17 protein-coding genes and 1 pseudogene are annotated in these 20,688 nt (G+C 59.7%); 8 read left to right on the forward strand and 10 right to left on the reverse strand.

The features are described from left to right. Nucleotides 1-641: 641 nt before the first annotated feature. From ASD01_RS22910 to ASD01_RS22920, 3 genes are all read right to left on the reverse strand, one after another. Nucleotides 642-1,019, reverse strand: coding sequence for a hypothetical protein (locus ASD01_RS22910; RefSeq protein WP_060529253.1), 378 nt, complete (start codon nucleotides 1,017-1,019; stop codon nucleotides 642-644). 518 nt (nucleotides 1,020-1,537) lie between these two features. Beyond that, nucleotides 1,538-1,771 (reverse strand): hypothetical protein, encoded by a 234-nt coding sequence (locus ASD01_RS37465; protein WP_034800367.1) that lies wholly within the window; start codon nucleotides 1,769-1,771, stop codon nucleotides 1,538-1,540. Nucleotides 1,772-3,194: 1,423 nt separating this feature from the next. Further along, entirely contained in the window at nucleotides 3,195-3,431 is a 237-nt protein-coding gene (locus ASD01_RS22920; RefSeq protein WP_034800369.1) for a hypothetical protein, read from the reverse strand. 1,764 nt (nucleotides 3,432-5,195) lie between these two features. On the opposite strand from ASD01_RS22920, the gene ASD01_RS22925 reads away from it, so the two are divergent. From ASD01_RS22925 to ligD, 3 genes are read left to right on the forward strand one after another with little or no spacing between them, the layout of a single operon-like run. Next, nucleotides 5,196-5,525 (forward strand): hypothetical protein, encoded by a 330-nt coding sequence (locus ASD01_RS22925; RefSeq protein WP_034800371.1) that lies wholly within the window; start codon nucleotides 5,196-5,198, stop codon nucleotides 5,523-5,525. After that, nucleotides 5,522-5,740 carry a hypothetical protein gene (locus ASD01_RS22930; protein ID WP_051659543.1) on the forward strand — a complete coding sequence of 73 codons (219 nt, stop codon included), beginning with the start codon at nucleotides 5,522-5,524 and terminating at the stop codon, nucleotides 5,738-5,740. Before ASD01_RS22925 ends, ASD01_RS22930 begins: the two co-directional genes overlap by 4 nt. Further along, nucleotides 5,741-6,715, forward strand: a complete 975-nt coding sequence (gene ligD / locus ASD01_RS22935) for a non-homologous end-joining DNA ligase (protein WP_034800373.1) — start codon at nucleotides 5,741-5,743, stop codon at nucleotides 6,713-6,715. On the opposite strand, the gene ASD01_RS22940 is transcribed toward ligD, so the two are convergent. Beyond that, nucleotides 6,712-7,041 (reverse strand): hypothetical protein, encoded by a 330-nt coding sequence (locus ASD01_RS22940; RefSeq protein ID WP_034800375.1) that lies wholly within the window; start codon nucleotides 7,039-7,041, stop codon nucleotides 6,712-6,714. The two genes, ligD and ASD01_RS22940, sit on opposite strands and share 4 nt — an antisense overlap. An 881-nt stretch (nucleotides 7,042-7,922) precedes the next feature. Here ASD01_RS22940 and panD point away from each other — a divergent pair. Both panD and ASD01_RS22950 read left to right on the forward strand, forming a co-directional pair. After that, nucleotides 7,923-8,374 (forward strand): annotated as a pseudogene (gene panD, locus ASD01_RS22945) (aspartate 1-decarboxylase). 202 nt (nucleotides 8,375-8,576) lie between these two features. Continuing rightward, nucleotides 8,577-8,873 carry an antibiotic biosynthesis monooxygenase gene (locus ASD01_RS22950; protein ID WP_034800376.1) on the forward strand — a complete coding sequence of 99 codons (297 nt, stop codon included), beginning with the start codon at nucleotides 8,577-8,579 and terminating at the stop codon, nucleotides 8,871-8,873. Between the two features lie 78 nt (nucleotides 8,874-8,951). On the opposite strand, the gene ASD01_RS22955 is transcribed toward ASD01_RS22950, so the two are convergent. From ASD01_RS22955 to ASD01_RS22970, 4 genes are all read right to left on the reverse strand, one after another. Beyond that, nucleotides 8,952-9,143 (reverse strand): hypothetical protein, encoded by a 192-nt coding sequence (locus ASD01_RS22955; RefSeq protein WP_034800379.1) that lies wholly within the window; start codon nucleotides 9,141-9,143, stop codon nucleotides 8,952-8,954. Nucleotides 9,144-9,173: 30 nt separating this feature from the next. Then, complete coding sequence (locus ASD01_RS22960) at nucleotides 9,174-9,452, reverse strand: hypothetical protein (RefSeq protein WP_034800382.1); 279 nt, start codon at nucleotides 9,450-9,452, stop codon at nucleotides 9,174-9,176. 476 nt (nucleotides 9,453-9,928) lie between these two features. After that, a complete protein-coding gene (gene dinB, locus ASD01_RS22965; protein WP_060644501.1) occupies nucleotides 9,929-10,984 on the reverse strand; it encodes a DNA polymerase IV in 1,056 nt (351 codons plus the stop codon). A 26-nt stretch (nucleotides 10,985-11,010) separates the two neighbouring features. After that, entirely contained in the window at nucleotides 11,011-11,682 is a 672-nt protein-coding gene (locus tag ASD01_RS22970; RefSeq protein ID WP_034800390.1) for an SOS response-associated peptidase, read from the reverse strand. Between the two features lie 233 nt (nucleotides 11,683-11,915). Here ASD01_RS22970 and ASD01_RS22975 point away from each other — a divergent pair, with 233 nt between their 5' ends. From ASD01_RS22975 to ASD01_RS22985, 3 genes are read left to right on the forward strand one after another with little or no spacing between them, the layout of a single operon-like run. Next, a complete protein-coding gene (locus ASD01_RS22975) occupies nucleotides 11,916-12,677 on the forward strand; it encodes an ImuA family protein (RefSeq protein WP_034800432.1) in 762 nt (253 codons plus the stop codon). Further along, the gene (locus ASD01_RS22980; RefSeq protein ID WP_034800393.1) at nucleotides 12,592-14,115 is read left to right on the forward strand and encodes a Y-family DNA polymerase; all 1,524 of its coding nucleotides are present in this window, start codon (nucleotides 12,592-12,594) and stop codon (nucleotides 14,113-14,115) included. The genes ASD01_RS22975 and ASD01_RS22980 overlap by 86 nt, the downstream gene beginning before the upstream one ends. Next, nucleotides 14,112-17,378 carry an error-prone DNA polymerase gene (locus ASD01_RS22985; RefSeq protein ID WP_034800396.1) on the forward strand — a complete coding sequence of 1,089 codons (3,267 nt, stop codon included), beginning with the start codon at nucleotides 14,112-14,114 and terminating at the stop codon, nucleotides 17,376-17,378. Before ASD01_RS22980 ends, ASD01_RS22985 begins: the two co-directional genes overlap by 4 nt. A gap of 812 nt (nucleotides 17,379-18,190) precedes the next feature. Here ASD01_RS22985 and ASD01_RS22990 read toward each other — a convergent pair. Continuing rightward, nucleotides 18,191-19,507 carry an aspartate aminotransferase family protein gene (locus tag ASD01_RS22990; protein WP_060520187.1) on the reverse strand — a complete coding sequence of 439 codons (1,317 nt, stop codon included), beginning with the start codon at nucleotides 19,505-19,507 and terminating at the stop codon, nucleotides 18,191-18,193. Nucleotides 19,508-19,509: 2 nt separating this feature from the next. Then, nucleotides 19,510-20,559, reverse strand: coding sequence for a phosphotransferase (locus ASD01_RS22995; RefSeq protein ID WP_060529248.1), 1,050 nt, complete (start codon nucleotides 20,557-20,559; stop codon nucleotides 19,510-19,512). Between the last annotated feature and the right edge of the window lie 129 nt (nucleotides 20,560-20,688).

Raw genomic sequence — 20,688 nt, forward strand, 5'->3', positions numbered from 1 at the left:
CGTCACGCTTAAACTCTTCGCTGAAATTCGATTTGCTCATGATGCTCTTCTTGCCTCAAAATTAGGAAAGAAGGCGTCTACAAATCTCGGTGCTATTCATCTTGCATGCCATCCCCACTCTCCGAGGTTGGATCAATGCCAGTCCTAAAACGCGCGCCACGAGAAGTTCGCGCAGGCACTCGCCGACAAAGGCAAGACAGCAGATGATTTATGGAGGACGGCGCCTGTTAGTCTTTAGATAGTTGCTCCGCAGTCGCGACGACCTCGGAAGTCCCGAACGTCCCGTCGACATACTTGAAAACAAGTATGCTCATGATCGAGGCGACAATTGCGATGACGACTATCTTCATGAGGCGCTCCCGGTTCGTTGCGATCTACAGCAACACCCCGGACGCCCCGTTGTTCCGTCGCAGACCAAGCGGGGGGCCCTAATTGGCGAGGACCATCGCCGGCAGATCTGGTTGTGCCGTCTCGACCCCCGGGTCGAACATTAGGGTCCTTAATACCAGGGCAAGGAGAATGCAGATGAGCACGAGGAAGGCGACGCCGGCTTTGTTCACAACCAACTTCAGGCTTCGAATGTGGGCAGAAGTAGGCGGGCGAGCCCGCGAAGAACGCCGGTGGTCGCTTCCAGCACTATGTTAACCGCCGCAATAGAGTTTCAGTGAGGCTGCGCGCTTGCCAATCTCAACAGATCTCGCAACGGCGGAAGGGCTTTGCGTTGGGAGCTTGCCGCCGCTTGATTGCATCATGACTTCGAGGGCTTGCTCGAATTCTGTCAGATCAACGGTCTTCTTCTGCGCAAGAAACCAATCTGACGTTTTTTGCCGTATCATATTGCAAAATCCTGCCTCTACGGCGCCCTTGTACTTAAGTGGGGCAACCACGCGCATACGCGCCGGTTTCCCGTCGGACGTGCAACCGTAGACGAAAATGCCGTTCTTCGCGGCGATCGCGTTCTCGCTACAAAACGAGAGCACCCCGGCTATTAGCAATGTAGCAGTCAGCGTGGGTTTCACAATTGCCTCTCGAAATTTCCCCAAGTATAACGTTCACTCAACGGCGCAACAAATGCAAGTTGTGCCCCTGGAATGCGCGACCATGCAATGACCGCCGCCTATGCGGGAGGGTGGCCGCCTTCTTTCGCGGTCTATTGGCCGTCCGATTCCCTCAACGAGGTACGGCGTCTATGCGGTCGGTTTTGGCTGCGCTAGGCGGTGTTTCATAACCAGTGAAGATCGTCGGCGCGGGTCTGAAGGCCCAAACCATAAGGATGCCCACGGAAGCGATGAGTAGCGAGAAAACGAGACGACTTGACATGGTGCTTTCCTCCTAGTTGGAGCGCTGTGAATGCTGATGCATTCGTCGCCATTGTCAGCTCGTCATTTCTGGCAAAGAGACGCGCAAGCGCCGTTTGAGCCTCGCGGTCCGTGCGGTTAGGGAGGGGTCGGTTGTGTCCGGTCGCCGCATGGCAACCCCAGAACAATAGCACAGTTATCGCCGTGTGGTCGCAATTAGATAAGCGCCGAAGTCTTCGTCAAATTACCAACTGCACGATATGAGCAAAGGGCGTCATTGCCCACTTGCCGCTGTTATCCTTCGCAGTTTTGTAGATGATGAAGTCGCGCCCAATAGTAAAGGGTCCGTGCATCGTAATCTCATTGCCGGTTGAGAGTATTGCCCGAAATTCGTTTGTGTGGCGCTGCTCAATTTGGCCCCTGATCAAATCGGATAGGTCCTGGTCCAAAATACTGGACTGCGTGTCTATCATTGGATTCCCCCGAATTGTTGCCGCCTAGATTTTGATGGCGCCACAAATCCCGACCGTAGGCAAGGGGCAGCCGTCAAGTGTCTCCGAGCGGTGGAGCGGCCGGCACGAGTTCGCAAAGAGTGAGCACCGGCAACGATGAGATAACCAGCGTTCGAGCACCAGTCGGTCTGGTCGTGTGGGCATGACAGGAGCGACTGGCGGCGAACCAGGACGGGCAGTTGAGAAAACACGCTCAACAATCTCAGTTACGATATCCGGCTTGTGCGGGAGATCCTCCAGTGCCTGGAAGAGAACGGTCGTGGTTCAAAGATCCGCTCGCCCAAAGCGTGAGGAAAAGAGCGTCAAATGGCGCGCTCGCCTGTTGTGGACTGTTGCTCAAACTTGCAAGCATTGTTCGGGCCCGATGCCTGCAAATGCAATCGTTGATAGCGAGCATATACACACTTATCCCGGTTTTTAGGCAGGTCGCTGAAGCGGCGGCCTCGATGCGCGCCGTGGAGGCAGGCCGACCAGGCCACCGACGCCCCCGGCAACTGCGCCAATCAGACCGACAAGTTCGGTGCCAAAGGATTGCCTCGAAGCGCGCCTGACGGGGCCATAAGTTTCGAGGTCATCGACGGGTCCGGAGGGGATTGCCAATCCAGACCCGGTACGTAACAGATAGGATAGGGGCCCTGGACCGCTTGACACATTGAGTGCATGACCGAGCCACCACTACTCGGTGTGCAGCAATAGATGGCTTAGCGCTTGCGGAAGAACTGTCCGGACCCTCCACGTTGGAACATAACTCGAATGTAGTACGCAGGACGCCCGTTTGGGTGAATTGCCTTGCATTTCTCAGATTGGCAAACTGCGCCTGCATTTACACAAACCGCTACCGATTTCGACGCTATCCACCTGCGTTCGCGGTTTATATTGGCGTGTAGATGCTTGATATAACATATATAATTATGCGCGCATGAGCCTCCGCTCGGTGTCCCAGCGGAGGCTCACCCTCTCAGGCGCGCCGTAGGTAAGCTCGGATTTGAAAACAAGAAACGGCGTCGCGGGTTCTAATTGGGCTCATCGGTTTAGGGATCCGACTAAGAGAAATGGCCCCGATGGCGTGGTGGGGGGGAAGCCTTGGGTCGTCGCCGAACTCGACGCTGTCGCGGCGATGGCCCCCGGCGTGAGCTTCTGGGCTATCAGACGGATCGTGTCCGTGATCATTTGCGATCTGGGTAAACAAAAAGGCCTCGTCGTATGGGCGCGACGAGGCCAGTTGGCTTCATAATCATGAAGCACGGGCGCGCTTTCAATCCCCGGAGGGCCGGGAGCGATATGCGCGTTATCTAATATAGAGCGCAGACGTTCCAGTGCGAGGGCTCCGGCGAGAAGAAATCGCCCGGCAATACAGGGCTGATGATTGGCGTCAATGTGAGCGCTAGTGCCGCGTCGTCTCGGCCGCAAGCTCTATGTATCGGCCGATCGACCAGAGGTAGGCGACGATCTCCAGCCTAAGAGGATCTCGGTCCCGGTATTTCTCCGTTATCCGACGTACCTCTTCGGTTGCAGAACCCTTCACCTCGCCGATCACGTACATCTCATGTCCAATGGCCGTGATATCGCACCCAGCCGCGATCAACTCATTCACGAAATCCGGGATTTCATTCGAGGTCATCTGAGATCGTTGCATGCATTTTACCACTCAACCAGTAAAGGCGGAGGATCTTGGGTCTGACAACGGATTAGGACCTTTGCGGGAAAAGTATCAGACTAAAGTCCGGTGCGCCATTGGGACCAATTCCTCTCGCGCAGCAGAGGAAGGAAAACCTGGGAGCCAGGTACCAACCGCTGCGTCTGGAAACGGTTTAGTAACCCACCGACTCCTCGGAGGCGCTCCTCAGGTCGCTGCCGATTGACCCGACGTAGCTGATTATCTGCAGCCTCAGTGGATACGGTCGCCGTCCTTAGGGTTCCCCTTCGTAAAAAGAGAAGGCCCCGTCCGGGAGAGCGGGGCCTGAGGTCGGCGTAGTGCCAATAGGCTCCATTCCGGGGACTATCGATGGAGCTCGGCCTAGATCCGCGGGGGTAATGGATCATAGGCAACAGGAAACGCCCGGAGGCGCCGAACGTTCCTGACGCCAAAAAAAATGGCCCCAAAAGTGCAACCAACGGGGCCAAGAGGTTCAGTGTCCAATGAGCCCTCGCAGGGGAAGTGGATAGCTTGGGCTCGTTGTCGAAACCGCAATCCAGGGGACTTGTTCCGCGCCACCATGTCGAATCCTACAAATTGCGCACTGGGGAAGCCTGATCTGATACAGGCATGGTCACGAAACTCACAATAGGTGGCGCTGGGTTTTCAGAAAAGAGGCCGGGGCGCACCTTCATAGGTGCCCCACATGCACGTGCGGGCTGCGCAGAACAGCAAGAATTGGCCCCCTGGAGCTATCGGGGGCCAATTCCTCTCTCCGCAGGGCAATGGGAAAACCTGGGAGCAGACTACAAACTGCTGTCTTTGGAAACGGTTCCGTCGTGACGAGACATCTAGGACGAACTCTTCAGGTGTCTGCCGACACCGTTGGGGTGCCCATCACGTTTAAAGGACTTGGAACTTAATTGATCTACGATCCGCTGCGTGAGCACGGAGTCTTCCCGCTTGACGGGCAAGGTACGCAAAGTTGTCCATCGTCTTGTCGCTTTTGCGCTTCTTAGGCTTTTCGAAGCCGATCAGTGTTGACGGTCTTTGGATCCGGGCTTTCTGTGGGGGAAATCAGGGTGAGCGTACAAAGTGCGTTGGCAAAGCCCATGATCTTAACCGAAACAAACGCGCAATTGCATCATTCGACCGAATTTGGGTGAGCTATCTGTTTGGGGCCGTTGGACAATACGTCCCCGAACTGAGGAGATGCCAACTCGAGCCAGGGTCTTTCCTGTCCTTACCGACTGAAACTATTGCAGCGACGATTGTTCATAAGGCGGCACATGCCCGGTTTATCAACGTCGGCATTCCTTACGAAAAGCTTGCATCCGACAAGGGTTCCCCCACCCACGTCGAAACAGGGTTACTGCGACACCGCCCGCGAGCGCACTTGGAAAACAGGCGAGATCGCTAGTGTCGCCATTCGGCAAGCAAAATGGCCCCGTCATTCTCGACGGGGCCTAGAGCGCGCGTGCTATACCAACCGTGCTACACAAAAGGGGTCTCCATTCTTAAAAATTTCGATGAAGGCCCGCCTTGATCCGTTGGGCAGTGGATCATCAGCAATGCAAACAACGGCCGCGGATGCGGAATGTTCCTCTGCGCTGACCGATTGCGAATGAGATCGCTTGGTACGCCAATCGAATCGAATCAATTGTGGCGTTTAACTGTCTGTCGATAGTAAAGTGAACCTATCCACGAGTATTGCGTTAGGGCCAAGCGGTGCGTTGAGGAGGCGGTGCTGTGAACACGAAGCTCCATATCGACGGGTCATTTCAGGCCATGCGTCAGGCGATTGACGATGCGCGCCAGGCGTTCGCGAGCGGAGGCGCCGATCATCATCGCGACGCCCTACAATACCTCGGTCGCGTGGTAATGAACTCATTGGCCGAGATCATTGAAACTGACGGCGGCACAGATGGTTACCTCTACGACGCCGACGGCATCGCGCAGGATATCGAGGATTGCTACCAAAAGCTGGTAGAGGAGGAAGAGGCCGCGGAACCGGACAACGAAGCGCGGCAACCTACTCATGGAACTATGAACCTTCGACAGCAGGGAGTGGGGCGATGATCACTGGCTCGGATCTGCTGCAGATTTCCTTGGCACGCATCAACATGGAGCGCTCTGAACTCGAAGAGGCCGGGGTAATCGACAAGGGGATTGACGGCGATAGAGCGTGGTCCAACTTCGGACGGGACATCGATACTTTCATTATAAAGCTGCCCCAAAGTCGGCTCGCTGCGTTAGCCGCGATGATCCAGAGACGAGCAAATCGTCAACGTTGAATGGCTAGAACCCTTAGAAAGAAACCAACCTCCACGCCGCTGCCCGAACCGATGCCGCGGCGCGTCGAGCCATGCGTCGCTACCCTCGTCGATCAGCCGCCGAAAGGTCCGGAGTGGACCTTTGAGGTGAAGTGGGACGGGTATCGGCTGGCGATCCATGTCGAGCCAGGCGAGGTGAGGGCGATCACTCGCGGCGGATATGACTGGGCTAAGAAGTTCGGTTCCGTCGTCGCCGATGCGCGCGAGCTCGGCCATGCGACCATGATCATAGACGGCGAGGCGGTTGTTCTCGACGACCGGGGACGCTCGGATTTCGGGTTGGTGCAACGCGTGGTCGGGAGAAGGCCGAGCCTGCGCGATGCCGGAGAGATCATCTTCTTTGCCTTCGATCTTCTCTATCTAGACGGCCAGGACCTTCGGATGATGCCCCTGAGCGAGCGCCGGCAACTGCTCGAGCCGATCGTCGCCGGTAGGGCTGGCGCGATACGTTTCTCCGAGGAAGTCCAGGCTGACGGCGCCGAGTTCTTCCGCGCAGCTTGCGAACTCGGCCTTGAGGGCATCATCGCGAAGCGGCGGGACGCGCCCTATCGATCCGGGCGCCGGCCGGAATGGCTTAAGGTTAAATGTGCTTGGCGCGATTGGTTCGTGATCATAGGATATGAGCCCTCGACGATGCCGGGCGCGATCGGCCGCCTGCTTCTGGCGGCGAGGAAGGGGGACGAGCTCGTCTACGTCGGCGGGTGCGGAACGGGATGGAGCAACAACGAGTCGGTGCAGCTTCGCGAACTGCTCGACGCGATCCCGGCTAAGCGGCCACCGGTGGCACTCAAGCGCAGGGGCGCGATCTTCTCCGAACCGCTGCTAGTCGCCGAGGTCGAGTATCGGGCGTGGACGCAGGACGCGAAACTGCGCCATCCCTCATTTAAGAGCGTCGGCGAGCGGGCGGAGAAGGTCGAAGTTTACCATCTCGATTAAACGTCTGATCTTTTGGTCGCCGTGCTTGGTGAGGCAGTCAGTGCTCGTGCCCATGCCGACAAGTCGGGCAACAAATCTCCGACGGTTCCACCTCCACCGGCCGCCATCCCATAGTCGATCGGGTCGCAGAATTCCTTTAAGCGCGCTTCGAGGTCCAACTCATTACGCGTGCCGGTCATGTACAGTTCCAGCGCATATCGGGCCAAGCGTTCAGCCTCCTCGCTCTCGCGGCTTATTGCTCGCGCAATTGCGACCTTATCAAAGACCGATGAGACGACCGTAAAATCTTGAGGAAGAATGTATCCAGATTGGCGTGGAGAAAGCATAGCGCAATCCCTCCCTTAGGGCGAAAGCGCATATGATCTCCCAGCCGCCGGAGCCCTTCTTAAAGTCCAGCGATAGTCTCATAATGCGCCGTTGGAGGCGCATTGGAAATTAACTTTGACATGTGGAGCGGAATTCTCGTTTTTCCGCTCTTGGCTGTCAAATTTTCGGAAAATTGCGGCGCGCAGCATCCACTCTTTAGCATTGATGCGGATGCAAACTCGCGTCGCGGAATCCCGGAATAGTTCCCGAAGTCGGTGTGTCGACACCGCGCAAACGCTCTACGCTGGGCCGGATAGCCCCACGCTCCTAGGGACCTCGACACGTCATGATTGCTCGCTCATAGCTGCGTGCCGTATCGGCCATTCATGTTCGAGAAAATCCGGCGCGGTCGTAAAACGATGCGAAAATGCGGTTTGTTCCTGGCTGCAGGCGAACCGATAGCGGAACCGTCGAAGGTATCTCAAGAAGCGCTAAATATCCTCCTTCGGCAGCTAACGGGCTGAAAAATAAACTGAATTAGTCGTGTCGGGGGGCGGGCTAGTACATACGCCGTACGGATTGCGACAACGCGGGAGGGGAAAAGCTGGTGCCGACACGATTAGGATCGTCATTCGAGCCGGTTGATATATTAGCAAAGCCGTACCGGAATTGTCGAAAGCGACCTTCCTTGCGGGCGGCTTTGTTCGTATCTGAGCGCATCGGCTTGGCCGATGGAGTTTTTCTTCCCCGCGTTCAGAGAGCCATCTGGGTGCGAACCTTGCCCCGCCTTCCCCGGCGGGGCCTTCTCTCCGCTTGGCGATTGTCCGTGCGCGAAGATTTCTGCCTCGTCGGCAGCGCCAGGGCGCGACGAAACCTGATCAACCGCGAGGTGTGAAAAAGCATGAGAAACCTGGTCGCAGGGAAGCTCCATGGCATTTATGTCACCGAGGCGAACCTCAACTATCATGGGTCGATCACTCTTGACCCGGACCACTGTGAGGAGGCCGGCATCTTGCCGATGGAGTTCGTCGAGATCTGGAACAAGAATTCCGGGGCGCGCATCTCCACCTACGTCATCCTCGGTGAACGCGGTTCTAGGTGCTGCATTTCAATGGTGCGGCCGCACGCACATGCCAGCCCGGCGACCAGATCCTTATATGCAACTCCGTTTACCTCGACGAAAGCCGGCTTACTTCCTTGAAGCCGAAGGTACTGACCTTCGACGAGAACAACCGCGTGCAGGATCGCCTCAGCTACTCGGTTGAGGTCGATGCATCTGGCAAATTCACTTTCGAAATCCTCGACGAGGCCGAGACGGCATTGCCGATACCGCTTATGGTGTCCGGCAGCTGATTGGATTTGGCCAAGAGGCAAACCTGACGGCTGGGTCGTCGCCAAGGACAAAAACGCAGCGGTCGCGGCCTCGCCAGCAACACGGCGTTCGTTGCTGCTGAACCAGTTACCGACGACCTTGCCGCACGGGTGCAGGCTCTAGCCAAAAGCGCAATTTGGACGGCAGATTATCAAAGGCAGAACAAGGCTCAGGGAGGCGCTCATGACCGCATTCAATGTCGTCCGCTTCAAGGTCAAGCCGGGGATGGCTGAGGCTTTTCTCGGCGCTCACCGGGACATAGCTCAAAGCTGGTCGGGTCTGCGTCATGCCAACATCATCGAGGCTGGCGAGGGACGATACTGCATTATCGCGGAATGGGAGAGCATGGAAGCATTGGTGGCGAGCCGGCCGCAGATGGTCGCCACGCTTGACAGCTTTCGTGAGACGCTCGAGGACCTCGGAGGAGGGCTCGGCGTAACCGACCCAATTGCAGGCCTGGTCGTCCTATCCGTGAAATAAACCGGAAGCGGGTTTGCCGTGGCGATGCGTCGTTGGGCTCAACATTAGCCGGCGATGCCACAAGACCTGTCTCGTCGTTTAATTGCGCTTTGCCGTTCGGGCACGTTCGCGCAGCATTTTCAGGTGCCTCCGCCGGATGTCATCGATGGAAATGTCACCCGCAATCCAGAGTCTGAGCAGAGCCTGGAACTCGGCGGTGTGGTCAATTGCAATGCCCCTTGCTTGCCACTTGGCAATCACACGATCGGCGATTTCTTTGCGGGTGGCCACGTCCTTTCCCCTTTCTGGTCTGTCCATTCATTATGGCGCGGGGCGCCCCTGCGACGTCAGTAGCAAAGATTGGTCTGGGCACTCGCGCGCCGTCGAGGACTGCCGATAAGTGTTCGTCAGCCTTTCCGCAAGTTGCATTGCTTGCTGCGCGGTCAATCTGAACTGCAGCGCCGACACGTTTTCGAGATCCGGATCGGCGCTGAATTCGATCCTCAGGAAAAGCTCGCCCGTCTCGTCGATTGCAGTGTTCCAGCCGACGACCGTTGATGCCCTTATGTTGCCGTGACCGTCCGTATTCCAGTCGATCATATTCGAACCTTTCCTCTTCGGGAAACAAGGACGCAGAGTTGGTCATCGTATCGATGAGCCGAACTCATCCGTTCACGGCGATTGCGTCGCTCTAGAGCGCACTTCCCATGACCTGGACTACAACGGCAACGACGGTGGCCGCGACAGTGAGCGCGGCGCCAAGACGTGCAACCTTCATCCGGCGATGCCGCGCGCCGCTCCAGTCATAACTCATCGCTTAACCTTGCGCTTGTGGTTGAGAGGTGCCTGGCTTTATGGGCAAAACCGTAACCCGTGGGCGGGGTTACGGTTCTGAGTTGTCGCTGTACGCTGCAATGTGATTGGCGACTGAACACAGTTTGCAAGGTTATGGTTAATTAAGAGTTTACTGAATAAGGTTCCCTGCAAAGGCCGCCCGTTCGGTGATCACGATTTCCGATAGTTGATCGCCAACCCTCATTCGGTCGTTCGGTGTCCTGGCGGACGAGCAAGGTGTTTTAGAGCGCGAAGGCAAGCTGTGGCTTGCTTTCGATCGTTGCTTCATCGAGTGACGACAGTGTCACGCCCAGCAACCGAATGCCTTTTGGGGCAGGGAAGAGTGGAGACAACAGCATCGTCATGACCGCGGCAAGCTCTGCAGTACTTGCGATCGGTGCCGCTGTTGTCTTGCTCCTAGTGATCTGCGTGAAATCCGCCCATTTCACCTTGAGCGTCGCGGTCTTGGCGCGAATACCGTTCCCTTCGCAGTAGCGCCAGACCTTTTCGATCAGCGGTTCGAGGCCAGCCCTGGCGGTCTCGAAATCATGGACGTCCACGGAGAACGTGTCTTCCGCGCCGATGGACTTGCGCACCCGGTCGGCCTTCACCTGACGTTCGTCGACGCCGCGGGCGATCCAGTAGAAGTAAGGTCCCGATTTTCCGAAGTGTTGCTGCAAGAAGGCGATATCGTGATCCTTCAGATCGGCGCCCGTTTCAATCCCGAGCTTGTGCATGCGCTCGGCGGTTGCCGGACCGACGCCATGGAATTTCTTGACGGGCAGCGCCTCGACGAAGGCCGGACCGTTCTTTGGCGTGATGACGAAGAGGCCATCCGGTTTTCTCTGGTCGGACGCCATCTTGGCGAGGAACTTGTTATAGGAAACGCCGGCCGAAGCGGTCAGGCCTGTCCTTGCCTTGATCTTGGCGCGGATCTCCTCGGCGATCTCCGTCGCAAGTTCCATTCCCTTGAGGTTCTCGGTGACATCAAGATAGGCCTCGTCGAGCGAGAGCGGTTCGATGAGCGGCGTGTATTCGGCAAAGATCGCGTGGATCTGCTGTGAGACTGCGCGGTTCAGCTCCGGGCATTTCCGCTTGGCGGTGACCGACGGCATGGCCGAATGGACGCCGTATTTGCGCGCCTCGTAGCTTGCGGCAGCCACGACGCCGCGCGCCTCGCCAAAGCCAACGGCAATCGGAAGCCCGCGAAGTACGGGATTGTCCCGCTGCTCCACCGAGGCGTAGAAGGCATCCATGTCGACATGGATGATCTTTCGCGTGCGCTCAGAGCGTTCCATCACCGATCACGCGACCCAACGACTGGTCATAGCAGCAGGTCTTCTTCGGGCAGGGCAGCAGGAGGCTCGACGACAACAAGCAAGTTGCCCGGAAGCGGCCGCTGCAGGTGCTTCACCTCGTCCCAGGATCCGGTGAGCCACAGATCGACCTCGTCAGGTGTGGTCAGAATCACCGGCATGGCCTTTTGATGGATTGGCGAGACGATCTCGTTCGGGGATGTGGTGAGGAAGCCGAAGAGCTCGTATTCGCGCTCACCATCGCGCACGCGCCTGACACCCTTCCATGGCGTCCAGAAGCCGGCGAAGAACATCAGCGGCCGCTCCTTAGTTCCGGCAAACCAGGCATTGGGGATTTTACCGCCGGGAACCTTGGCCGCCGGATCCGGCTCGGCGAAGGAGTTGAAGGGGACGACGCAGCGACTGGTCGCCCCGAGCCAGCGTCTCCAGTGCGGAGAGGCGACGTTTCGGATGTTGGTGACGCCGGGATCGTAGTTCTTCACGAAAGCGGGCGGCGAGGGCATGCCCCAGGTGACACGCGCGATCTCTCGCTCTCCGTCTTCGCCGACGCGGACTACGGGCGCCTGATAGCCGGGGTAGACGTCATAGGATGGCTGGTTCCAGCCTGCCTTGTCGCGGAATGCCTTGGTGAATGCGATCACGGCATCACGTGTCGTCGTGATGTTGTAGAGATTGCACAAAGTTCAGTCTCCCTTTCTCACCTAGCTTCATATCAACGACTGCTCGCTTCTGTCCCCGTTCCCCGGCATTCGATCTGTTCATTGCACCAAGCAGCGTGTCCGTGCTGGCGTCTCGATCGCAATCAACAGTCTCTTTTCTGAACTTCGTTGACTCGCAACTCAAATAGGAACAAATAGAGAACATATCAACAGGAAGCGCTAATGCATAGCCCTAAGGAGTTGTTCCTTCCAAAATGCCCCGTCCAGTCGACAATACCGTCGTCTCAGAACTTCGCGAGCGCATCCAGCGCCTTGAAGGCGCAAGCGGCCGTGGACGACAGGTGCTGCCGTTTGGTGTCACCGAGATTGATCGGCGATTGCCGGGTGGGGGGCTTGTACTCGGCTCGTTGCATGAGGTCGCCGGCGGCGGCAACGGTGCGATCGACGGTGCGGCGGCGGCTCTCTTTTGCGCGGGCATTGCCGCCCGCTCGAAAGGCAAGGTGCTCTGGTGTGTGACGCGGCCCGATCTCTTCGCGCCGGCGCTGGCTCAAGTCGGTCTTTCGCCGAGCCGCGTCATCTATGTGGAGGCCGGCGACGAAAAGGCGCTTCTTTCCTGCATGGAAGAGGGGCTTCGCCACGGCGGCCTCGGTGCCGTCGTCGGCGAGCTCGCGCGCCTTTCGATGACCGCCTCGCGCCGCTTGCAGCTTGCAGCCGAGAGTTCCGGCACGTTGGGCATTGCGATCCGCCGCTGGCGACGACAGGCCGAAGCCTCGGATTTCGGGCAGCCGACGGCATCGGTCACGCGCTGGCGCGTGTCCGTCCTGCCATCCGTCCCCTTGCCGGTTCCAGGCGTCGGCCGCGCGCGCTGGCTCGTCGAACTCATCCGCTGCCGTGCCGGCGAAAGTGCAGATTTCGAAGTGGAGGCCCCAGATGCCAAGGGTCGTATCGCTCTTCCTTCCGAGCTGGCCCACGGATCGCCTGAGGCGCAAGCTCGGCGACGCAGCGCCGCCGGCTGAAACGCCTCTCGTCCTCGTCGGTCGCGAACAGCGAAGGCGTGTGGTGCTCTCGGTAAATGCCGCGGCGATTGCCGCAGGCCTGAGACCCCGCATGGCCGCCACGAAAGCCCAGGCGCTCGTCGCAGGTCTTGTCGTCATGGACGCCGATCCGGCCGCCGATCAAGAAGCGCTCGAACGCCTGGCGCTCTGGGCGCTGCAGCGCTATGCGCCGATCGTAGCCGCCGATCCGCCCGATGGCCTGGTGATCGATACGACCGGTGCCGATCACCTGCATGGCGGCGAGGACCTGATGCTGTCAGGCATGGTCAACCGGTTCTTCGGATCCGGCATCGAGGCGCGGGCTGCGGTTGCCGATACCTGGGGGGCGGCCCATGCCGGCGCCCGGTTTCTCGCTCATCCGACGCTGGTCGTCGCTCCGGGGGCGCAGCAGGAAACCATCCGTAACCTGCCCGTCGCAGCGCTTCGCCTCGATCCTGCAATCGTCCATGGCCTTCGCGTGCTGGGCTTCAACACGATCGGTGAGGTGGCCGGCGTGCCGCGGGCGCCGCTTGCCCTTCGATTTGGACCCGAACTTGGCCGTCGCATCGACCAGGCCATGGGAGAGGTTGCCGAGCCGATCGATCCGGTCCGCACGCCTGAGCTTATCGAAGTTCGCCGTTCCTTCGGTGAACCGATTGCGGCCGCCGAGACGATTGCGCGCTATGCCGCGAAGCTTGTGGGCGCGCTCTGTCTGGTACTGGAAGAAAGAGGCCTCGGCGCGCGGCGCGTCGACCTTCTCTTCCATCGCGTTGATAACACCTGCCAGGCGATCCGCGCAGGCACCGCGACGCCCGTTCGCGACGCCAAGCGCCTGATCCGGCTCATCACTGATAGGATCGAGACGATCGATCCGGGCTTCGGGATCGAAATCATGTCGCTGACGGCGACCCACGCCGAGCCGCTGGTGGCAAGACAGGTCGTTTCCTCGCTGGTCGAGGAACCGGAGGCCGATGTTTCCGGCCTGATCGACATCCTGGGAAACCGCATCGGCGCACGCCGGCTCTATCGTTTTCAACCGGTCGCCAGCGACGTGCCCGAACGCTCCATCAACCGCATCGCGCCGATGGCGCCGGACGAAGGTCTCGCCTGGCCCGGCCATTGGCCAAGGCCGGTGCGCTTGCTTCTCCATCCTGAAGCGATCGAGACGATGGCGCTTCTGCCCGATCATCCGCCAGTCAGTTTCACATGGCGTGGTGTGCGCCGACGGGTGAAACGTGCCGACGGCCCCGAACGCGTCTTCGGCGAATGGTGGAAGCGGGATGCCGAGCTCGTCGCCGTACGCGACTATTTCCAGGTCGAGGATGACGCCGGCGAGCGCTACTGGATTTATCGCGCCGGCGACGGCGAACACAGCGAGACCGGCAGCCACCAATGGTTCCTGCACGGGATTTTCGGATGACGACGCCGCTTTATGCCGAGCTGCAGGTGACCTCGCATTTCTCCTTCCTGCGCGGCGCATCCTCCTGCGAAGAGCTATTCCAACGTGCCGCCGAACTTAGGCTCGAGGCGCTGGCCATTGCCGATCGCAACAGCCTCGCCGGCATCGTGCGAGCGCACCAGGCGGCCAAGGATGTCGGCGTGCGGCTGGTCGTCGGCTGCCGCCTCGATCTTGAAGGCGATCTATCGGTCCTCGTCTTTCCGACCGACCGGCCGGCCTATGCGCGGCTTTGCCGGCTGCTGTCGCTCGGCAAGAAGCGCGGCGGCAAGGCGAAATTCCGGCTTGCCTGGTCCGATCTCGTTGCCTATGGCGAGGGACTGATCGCGGTTCTCCTTCCCGATGCCGCTGACGAGGACTGCGCGCGGGAGCTGCGCCGTCTGAGGCAAGAATTCGGCGACCGCGCCTACCTGTCGCTGACACTCCGCCGCCGGCCGAACGACCAGCTGCGCCTTCATCAGCTCTCCAACCTGGCAGCTTCAGTCGGCGTGCCAACGGTCGTCACCAACGACGTGCTGTTTCATGTGCCGGACCGGCGCATCCTGCAGGATGTCGTCACCTGCATTCGCCACAACATCATGATCGACGAGGCCGGTTTCCGCCGCGAGCGCCACGCCGACCGCTACCTGAAGCCGCCCGAGGAAATGGCGCGGCTCTTTGCGCGCTACCCCGAAGCGCTTACCCGCACCATCGAGATCCTGGAGCGATGCCGGTTTTCGCTCGACGAGCTCGCCTATCAATATCCGGAGGAGCGATCCAATCCTGCACTGACAGCCCAAGAGACACTGGCGCAACTGACCTGGGAAGGTGCAGCCTGGCGTTACCCAGAAGGGTTGCCGGAAAAAGTCCGCAAGAACCTCGAGCACGAACTGCGGCTGATCGAGAAGCTTCAATATGCGTCCTACTTCCTGACAGTGAATTCGATCGTGCGTTTTGCCCGTTCAAGGGACATTCTATGCCAGGGCAGAGGATCGGCCGCCAATTCGTCTGTCTGTTATGTGCTCGGCATCACCTCGATCGACCCTGAAATCAACGACCTCCTGTTCGAGCGCTTCGTCTCCGAGGAACGGCGCGAGCCGCCTGACATTGACGTCGACTTCGAGCACGAGCGCCGCGAGATCGTCATGCAATGGGTCTTCGAGACCTATGGCCGTGATCATGCGGCCCTTTGCTCCACGGTCATCCGCTATCGGTCGAAAGGCGCCATCCGCGATGTCGGCAAGGCGCTGGGGCTGCCCGAGGACATGACGAAGATGCTGTCGTCGCAGGTCTGGGGCTGGGGCGAGGACATCGGCGAAAAACATGCCGAGGAACTCAATCTCAACCTGTCCGATCGGCGCCTGCGCCTCACGCTCGATCTGGCCCGGCAGCTGATGGGGGCGCCGCGTCACCTGTCGCAGCATCCGGGCGGCTTCGTCCTGACGAACGATCGCCTCGACGAGCTCGTCCCGATCGAGCCGGCGGCCATGGCTGACCGGCAGGTGATCGAATGGGACAAGGACGATATCGATATCCTGAAGTTCATGAAGGTCGATTGCCTGGCGCTCGGCATGCTCTCGTGCATGAAGCGCGGCTTTGACCTGCTCGCCGAACACAAGGGCATCAATCTCGATCTCGCGAGCATCCCGGCCGAAGATCCCCGCACTTACGCCATGATCCGGCGTGCCGACACGCTCGGCACCTTCCAGATCGAGAGCCGCGCGCAGATGTCGATGCTGCCGAGGATCAAGCCGCGCACCTTCTATGACCTCGTCATCGAGGTGGCGATCGTGCGCCCCGGCCCGATCCAGGGCGACATGGTGCATCCCTATCTTCGCCGGCGCGAGGGCAAGGAGGCGGTGGTATACCCGAAGCCGGAACTGGAGCAGGTGCTTGGAAAGACGCTCGGTGTGCCGCTCTTCCAGGAACAGGCAATGCGGGTCGCCATCGAATGCGCCGGGTTCACGCCGGGCGAAGCCGATCAATTGCGCCGCGCCATGGCAACGTTTAAGCATACCGGCGGCGTTTCGAAGTTCGGCGAGAAGCTGGTTCGGGGAATGGTCGCTAACGGCTATGAGCCGGACTTTGCGATTAAGACCTTCAAGCAGCTCGAAGGTTTCGGCAGCTACGGCTTTCCGGAAAGCCATGCCGCGTCCTTCGCGCTGATTGCCTATGCCTCCTCCTGGCTCAAATGCTGGCACCCGGATGTCTTCTGTGCGGCTCTCCTGAATGCCCAACCGATGGGCTTTTACGCCCCGGCCCAGATCGTGCGGGACGCGCGCGACCATGGCGTCGAGGTCCGGCCTGTGTGTGTGAACGCCAGCCGCTGGGATTGCACGCTTGAGGCAACAGCGGATGAAACTCGCTTTGCCGTCCGTCTTGGTCTTCGCATGGTCAAGGGACTGGCGAATATCGATGCAGCAGCGATCATTGCGGTGCGCGAGGAGCGAGCTTTCGAGAGCGTCGACGATCTTTGGCGTCGGGCAGGGGTGCCGGCCGGCTCGCTCGTGCAGCTTGCCGAGGCCGATGCCTTCCAGCCTTCACTGAGGCTTGCCCGGCGCGAGGCACTTTGGGCGATCAAGGCATTGCGCGACGAGCCGCTGCCGCTCTTTGCCGCGGCATCTGCCCGTGAAAGTCGGACCGTTGCCGAACTCGATGAGCCATCAGTGGCGCTAAGGCCGATGACTGCGGGCGGCGAAGTGGTGGAGGACTATGGGCATGTCGGGCTGACGCTGCGCGACCATCCGCTCTCGTTCCTGCGCGCGGATCTGACGAAGCGCCGCATCGTCACCTGCCGGGAGGCGATGCAGACGCGTGACGGCAGGTGGCTTGAGGCGGCCGGCCTGGTGCTTGTCCGCCAGCGGCCGGGCTCCGCCAAAGGCGTGATGTTCATCACGATCGAGGACGAGACGGGCATTGCCAATCTGGTTGTCTGGGCCAAGACCTTCGAAAGCTATCGCCGCGTGGTCCTCGGGGCCGGCATGCTCGGCGTCTATGGTCGTATTCAGCGAGAAGGCGAGGTCGTGCATCTGGTCGCCCATCGGCTGACCGATTTGTCAGGCGAACTTGCCAGCGTCGGCGAGCGGGATGCCAGCTTTCCGCTTCCGCATGGGCGGGGGGATGAATTTCATCATGGGGCGCCGGCGCCCGATCCGCGCGGCCTGCCGAAGGGGCCGCGTCCGCGCGATATCGTCGATCCCTATCTGCATCTCGATCAGATCAAGGTGAAGACGCGCGATTTCCGGTGAGAAGTGTTTTCTTGGAATCCTCGAAAGCCGGTTCACTGCTTCGTGCGGCCCGAAGTGCCGACGCTCGGCGAGGCGTGGGATGAGGTATCGCCCCACTCGGGGCGGTTCCCCCATGCCGCACCAAGCTCTGGCTAACGTTTGCCTAGCCTCGTCCGCCCCGCAGCCCGAATTGAGAGAGATGAGTCAGACGAGAGTCCGATAAGTCCAGAGCCAATGGCCACTTCGAGGGTCTGGCTGTATTCACTTCCCGCGAGCCCTTGTTTCTTGGCATGATTTTCAGCGGCGCCGCGTGAGACGGATGGCGACACGCCATACCGCACACTGTGGAAGGCGCCCAGAATAATAAGAAGTTTTTCGTCCAAGCTCTTCATAGTTTACCTTCAATCTATCTTGTGATGGAGGCGGCAATGGCGACCACTGGTGGACGGCATTGGACTCACCTGCGGTCACCCGCGTGCTGCGGTTCCTTGGCTGCGTAATGGTTAGCCGCGCTTATCGCGCAGGCGTTGGTAAGGCGCTTTTCTTCGACGAGATCGCTCCATCGACACCTGCTTGTCAGGTTTGATGAAACCATGCCTTTGTTAGAAGCACTTAGAGGCGCCGTGGCCGTGACGGGTCCTTCCAAAGCAAAAGTAAGGCCCCGGCCCTAGGCATGGGTTCTGACCGCGATTTTGAAAGGAAGGTTTGTTAGAGCGCGATGCCAATCGCGCAACAATCAAAGCTAGCGAGCAAACTCGAGAGATCGTTCTACCTGTGTCTTCGCCTAAGCGTCAATCGGTAGTAAAACCCGACTGCGGCGCGAAGCCTCCTATTTAGAGAGACCGCAACACGTCGCCAAATGCATCCAACAGCATGTCCGCATTCTCGCGAGAAAAGACGAGAGGCGGCCGTATTTTCAGAACATTGGCATTGGGACCGGAGGCGCTGATGAGGATGCGGCGATCTCGCAGACCATTTACGATCCGAGTCGTTAGCGCGGCATCGGGGTTCTTGGCGGCAGGGTCGGCTACGATCTCGACGCCGATGAAGAGACCGGAACCGCGCACGTCCCCGAGAGCGTGGTATCGATCCGAAAGGCTCTTGAGGCCACCCATCAGGTAGGAACCGACTTCCAGCGCATTTTGCTGCAGCCCCTCAATGCGGATAGTGTCGAGCACTGCCTTGCCGGCCGCGGCGGCGACCGGATTGCCGCCGAAGGTGTTGAAATAGCGCGCCTTCGGGCCGAACTCAGCGATAACCTCGGGGCGCAGCACTATGCCCGCCATCGGATAGCCGTTACCCATTGGTTTGCCGATCGTCACCATGTCGGGTGCAACGCCGTGGCGTTCGAAACCCCACATCGTTTCGCCCGTTCGGCCGAAGCCGGGCTGCACCTCGTCGGCGATGAAGAGGCCGCCAGCCTCGTGGATCGCGTCCACCGCAGGCTTGAGAAAACCTTTCGGCCCTTCGAAGATGCCGTCGCTGGAAAAGATCGTATCCGTGATCAGCATGGCCGGCTTGATGCCGTGACGCTTGAGATCGGCGATTGCGGCGCGCACGTCGTTGCCGAATTTTACCGCCATCTGTTCGGGCGAGTGACGGTAGCTGTCCGGCGCGGGCACCGTGCGCACATGCGGGCCGAGCGTCACGGATTCGCCGAGCGAGGGCGAGAATTCGGCAACCGCGCTCGTCAGGCCGTGATAGGCGAGGTCCGTCGCGATGATGCCGGTGCCCCCAGTGACGAAGCGGGCGATGCGAACGGCGAGATCGTTCGCTTCACTGCCGGTGCAGGTGAACATGGCCTGGCTGAGCGCCTCGGGGAAGGTGGCCGTCAGTGCCTCGGCATAGGCGACGATCCCTTCGTGCAGGTAGCGTGTGTGAGTGTTGAGCACGGCCGTCTGCTTCGTGATTGCCTCCACCACGCGCGGATGGCAATGGCCGAGCGAGGCGACGTTGTTGTAAGCGTCGAGATACCGCTCGCCGGCCGTGTCGTACAGAAAAACGCCTTCGCCGCGGACAAGATGCAGCGGTTTTTCGTAAAACAGGCGGTAGGCGGGACCGAGCACTTTTTCTCGGCGCGCGATAAGCGCCCTCTCGCTCTCGTCTAGTCGGTCGAAATCTGCACGCGAAAAAGCATTCACCATCGACATGATCAAGCCTCGGAAAGGTTGGGCGCGAGCCGTTTCAGCCCGGCCGGAGTGAGATCGACTATGTTCTGCAGGCCGCGGCATGCGGTCGCGTGGTTACGCATGATATAGGCCCGGTTCTCAGGAAAACGTGCGGAACGCCACTCCGCGATGATGATGGACATGGCGAGGCGGGAACGGGCGAGAAGCGGTAGCAGCTCGATTTCGGCCGGCTCCAGCGCGCGCGCCGACAGGAAGCCTTCGAGGAAGGCGCCGGTGCGGGCGGCCCAGTTGTCGGTCGCAAGGTGATAGGAGAGGGCGACGGCAAGGTCATTGATCAAGGGCGCATGCACCATGTCGCCGAAGTCGATGATACCAACAACTTTGGTCGGCTCTGCCGGATCAAGCAGGATGTTGTGCGGATTGAAATCGTTATGGATGATCTGCCGGCGCTTGATCGCGGCGATCGCCGGCATCGAGCGTTCGAACTCGGCGAGTATGGCCTCCACCTGCGCTCGGCGCTCGATGCCGACATGGTCGAGCAGGGCGACAAGGTCTAGTGTATGAGAAATGTCCCACATCAACTTTCCGGCGGGCGGGCGGCCTTTGTAGTCTTCGAGACCCAGCCCAAGTTGTGCGAGCGCTCGGCCGACGTTGCGGCTCTGCGTCTCTGAGGCCGAGGTGCGGTACTGCAGTTCGCCGCCGAGGAAGGTCAACAGGCGCATGACGCGGGGGCCATCGGAGGTGGAAAGCGTATGGCTCGGCGCTCCGGTTTTCGTGAGCATGAGCCTTGGCACCGGTACATTGGGGGCCGCAGCCTCCAGATGCATTAGCGCACCATCCTGGAACTCAAGCGAGGCCGGGTCTTCGGCGGGATTGGCAATCTTGAGGATGAAGTCCTCTCCGTCCGAGCGGGTAAAAAGAAAAGTCTCGTCCCTTTCGCTTGAGAGCCGCCTGATCGAGCCGCTCGCGCCATAGACCTTCCTCACCGCCGCCTCCGCATCGGAAAGCGATGTCGCGCTCCATGTTGCCGACATGGAATCGGCGTTCTTGGCGGTGGGCGATGGCTCCGTCATGCTTGCTCCGTTGGCGCGGTCGCCCGCATTTCCGTCAATCTCTGCCCGTCAGCTGACCACGACAACGACGACATTGTCGCGCCGAGCCTTTCGGTGAATGATGTCTGCGACACGCCATACTTGAAACAC

Origin of the sequence: Ensifer sp. Root423, from assembly GCF_001426275.1 — a bacterium.
Lineage (GTDB): Bacteria > Pseudomonadota > Alphaproteobacteria > Rhizobiales > Rhizobiaceae > Ensifer > Ensifer adhaerens.

Bases quoted from the DNA above. Each gene is read 5' to 3' on its own strand.
- ASD01_RS22995 (WP_060529248.1), bottom strand. From the start codon at position 20,559: ATGACGGAGCCATCGCCCACCGCCAAGAACGCCGATTCCATGTCGGCA.
- ligD (WP_034800373.1), top strand. From the start codon at position 5,741: ATGGCTAGAACCCTTAGAAAGAAACCAACCTCCACGCCGCTGCCCGAA.
- dinB (WP_060644501.1), bottom strand. From the start codon at position 10,984: ATGGAACGCTCTGAGCGCACGCGAAAGATCATCCATGTCGACATGGAT.
- ASD01_RS22950 (WP_034800376.1), top strand. From the start codon at position 8,577: ATGACCGCATTCAATGTCGTCCGCTTCAAGGTCAAGCCGGGGATGGCT.
- ASD01_RS22975 (WP_034800432.1), top strand. From the start codon at position 11,916: ATGCCCCGTCCAGTCGACAATACCGTCGTCTCAGAACTTCGCGAGCGC.
- ASD01_RS22940 (WP_034800375.1), bottom strand. From the start codon at position 7,041: ATGCTTTCTCCACGCCAATCTGGATACATTCTTCCTCAAGATTTTACG.
- ASD01_RS22960 (WP_034800382.1), bottom strand. From the start codon at position 9,452: ATGATCGACTGGAATACGGACGGTCACGGCAACATAAGGGCATCAACG.
- ASD01_RS22920 (WP_034800369.1), bottom strand. From the start codon at position 3,431: ATGACCTCGAATGAAATCCCGGATTTCGTGAATGAGTTGATCGCGGCT.
- ASD01_RS22980 (WP_034800393.1), top strand. From the start codon at position 12,592: ATGCCAAGGGTCGTATCGCTCTTCCTTCCGAGCTGGCCCACGGATCGC.
- ASD01_RS22990 (WP_060520187.1), bottom strand. From the start codon at position 19,507: ATGTCGATGGTGAATGCTTTTTCGCGTGCAGATTTCGACCGACTAGAC.
- ASD01_RS22985 (WP_034800396.1), top strand. From the start codon at position 14,112: ATGACGACGCCGCTTTATGCCGAGCTGCAGGTGACCTCGCATTTCTCC.
- ASD01_RS37465 (WP_034800367.1), bottom strand. From the start codon at position 1,771: ATGATAGACACGCAGTCCAGTATTTTGGACCAGGACCTATCCGATTTG.
- ASD01_RS22930 (WP_051659543.1), top strand. From the start codon at position 5,522: ATGATCACTGGCTCGGATCTGCTGCAGATTTCCTTGGCACGCATCAAC.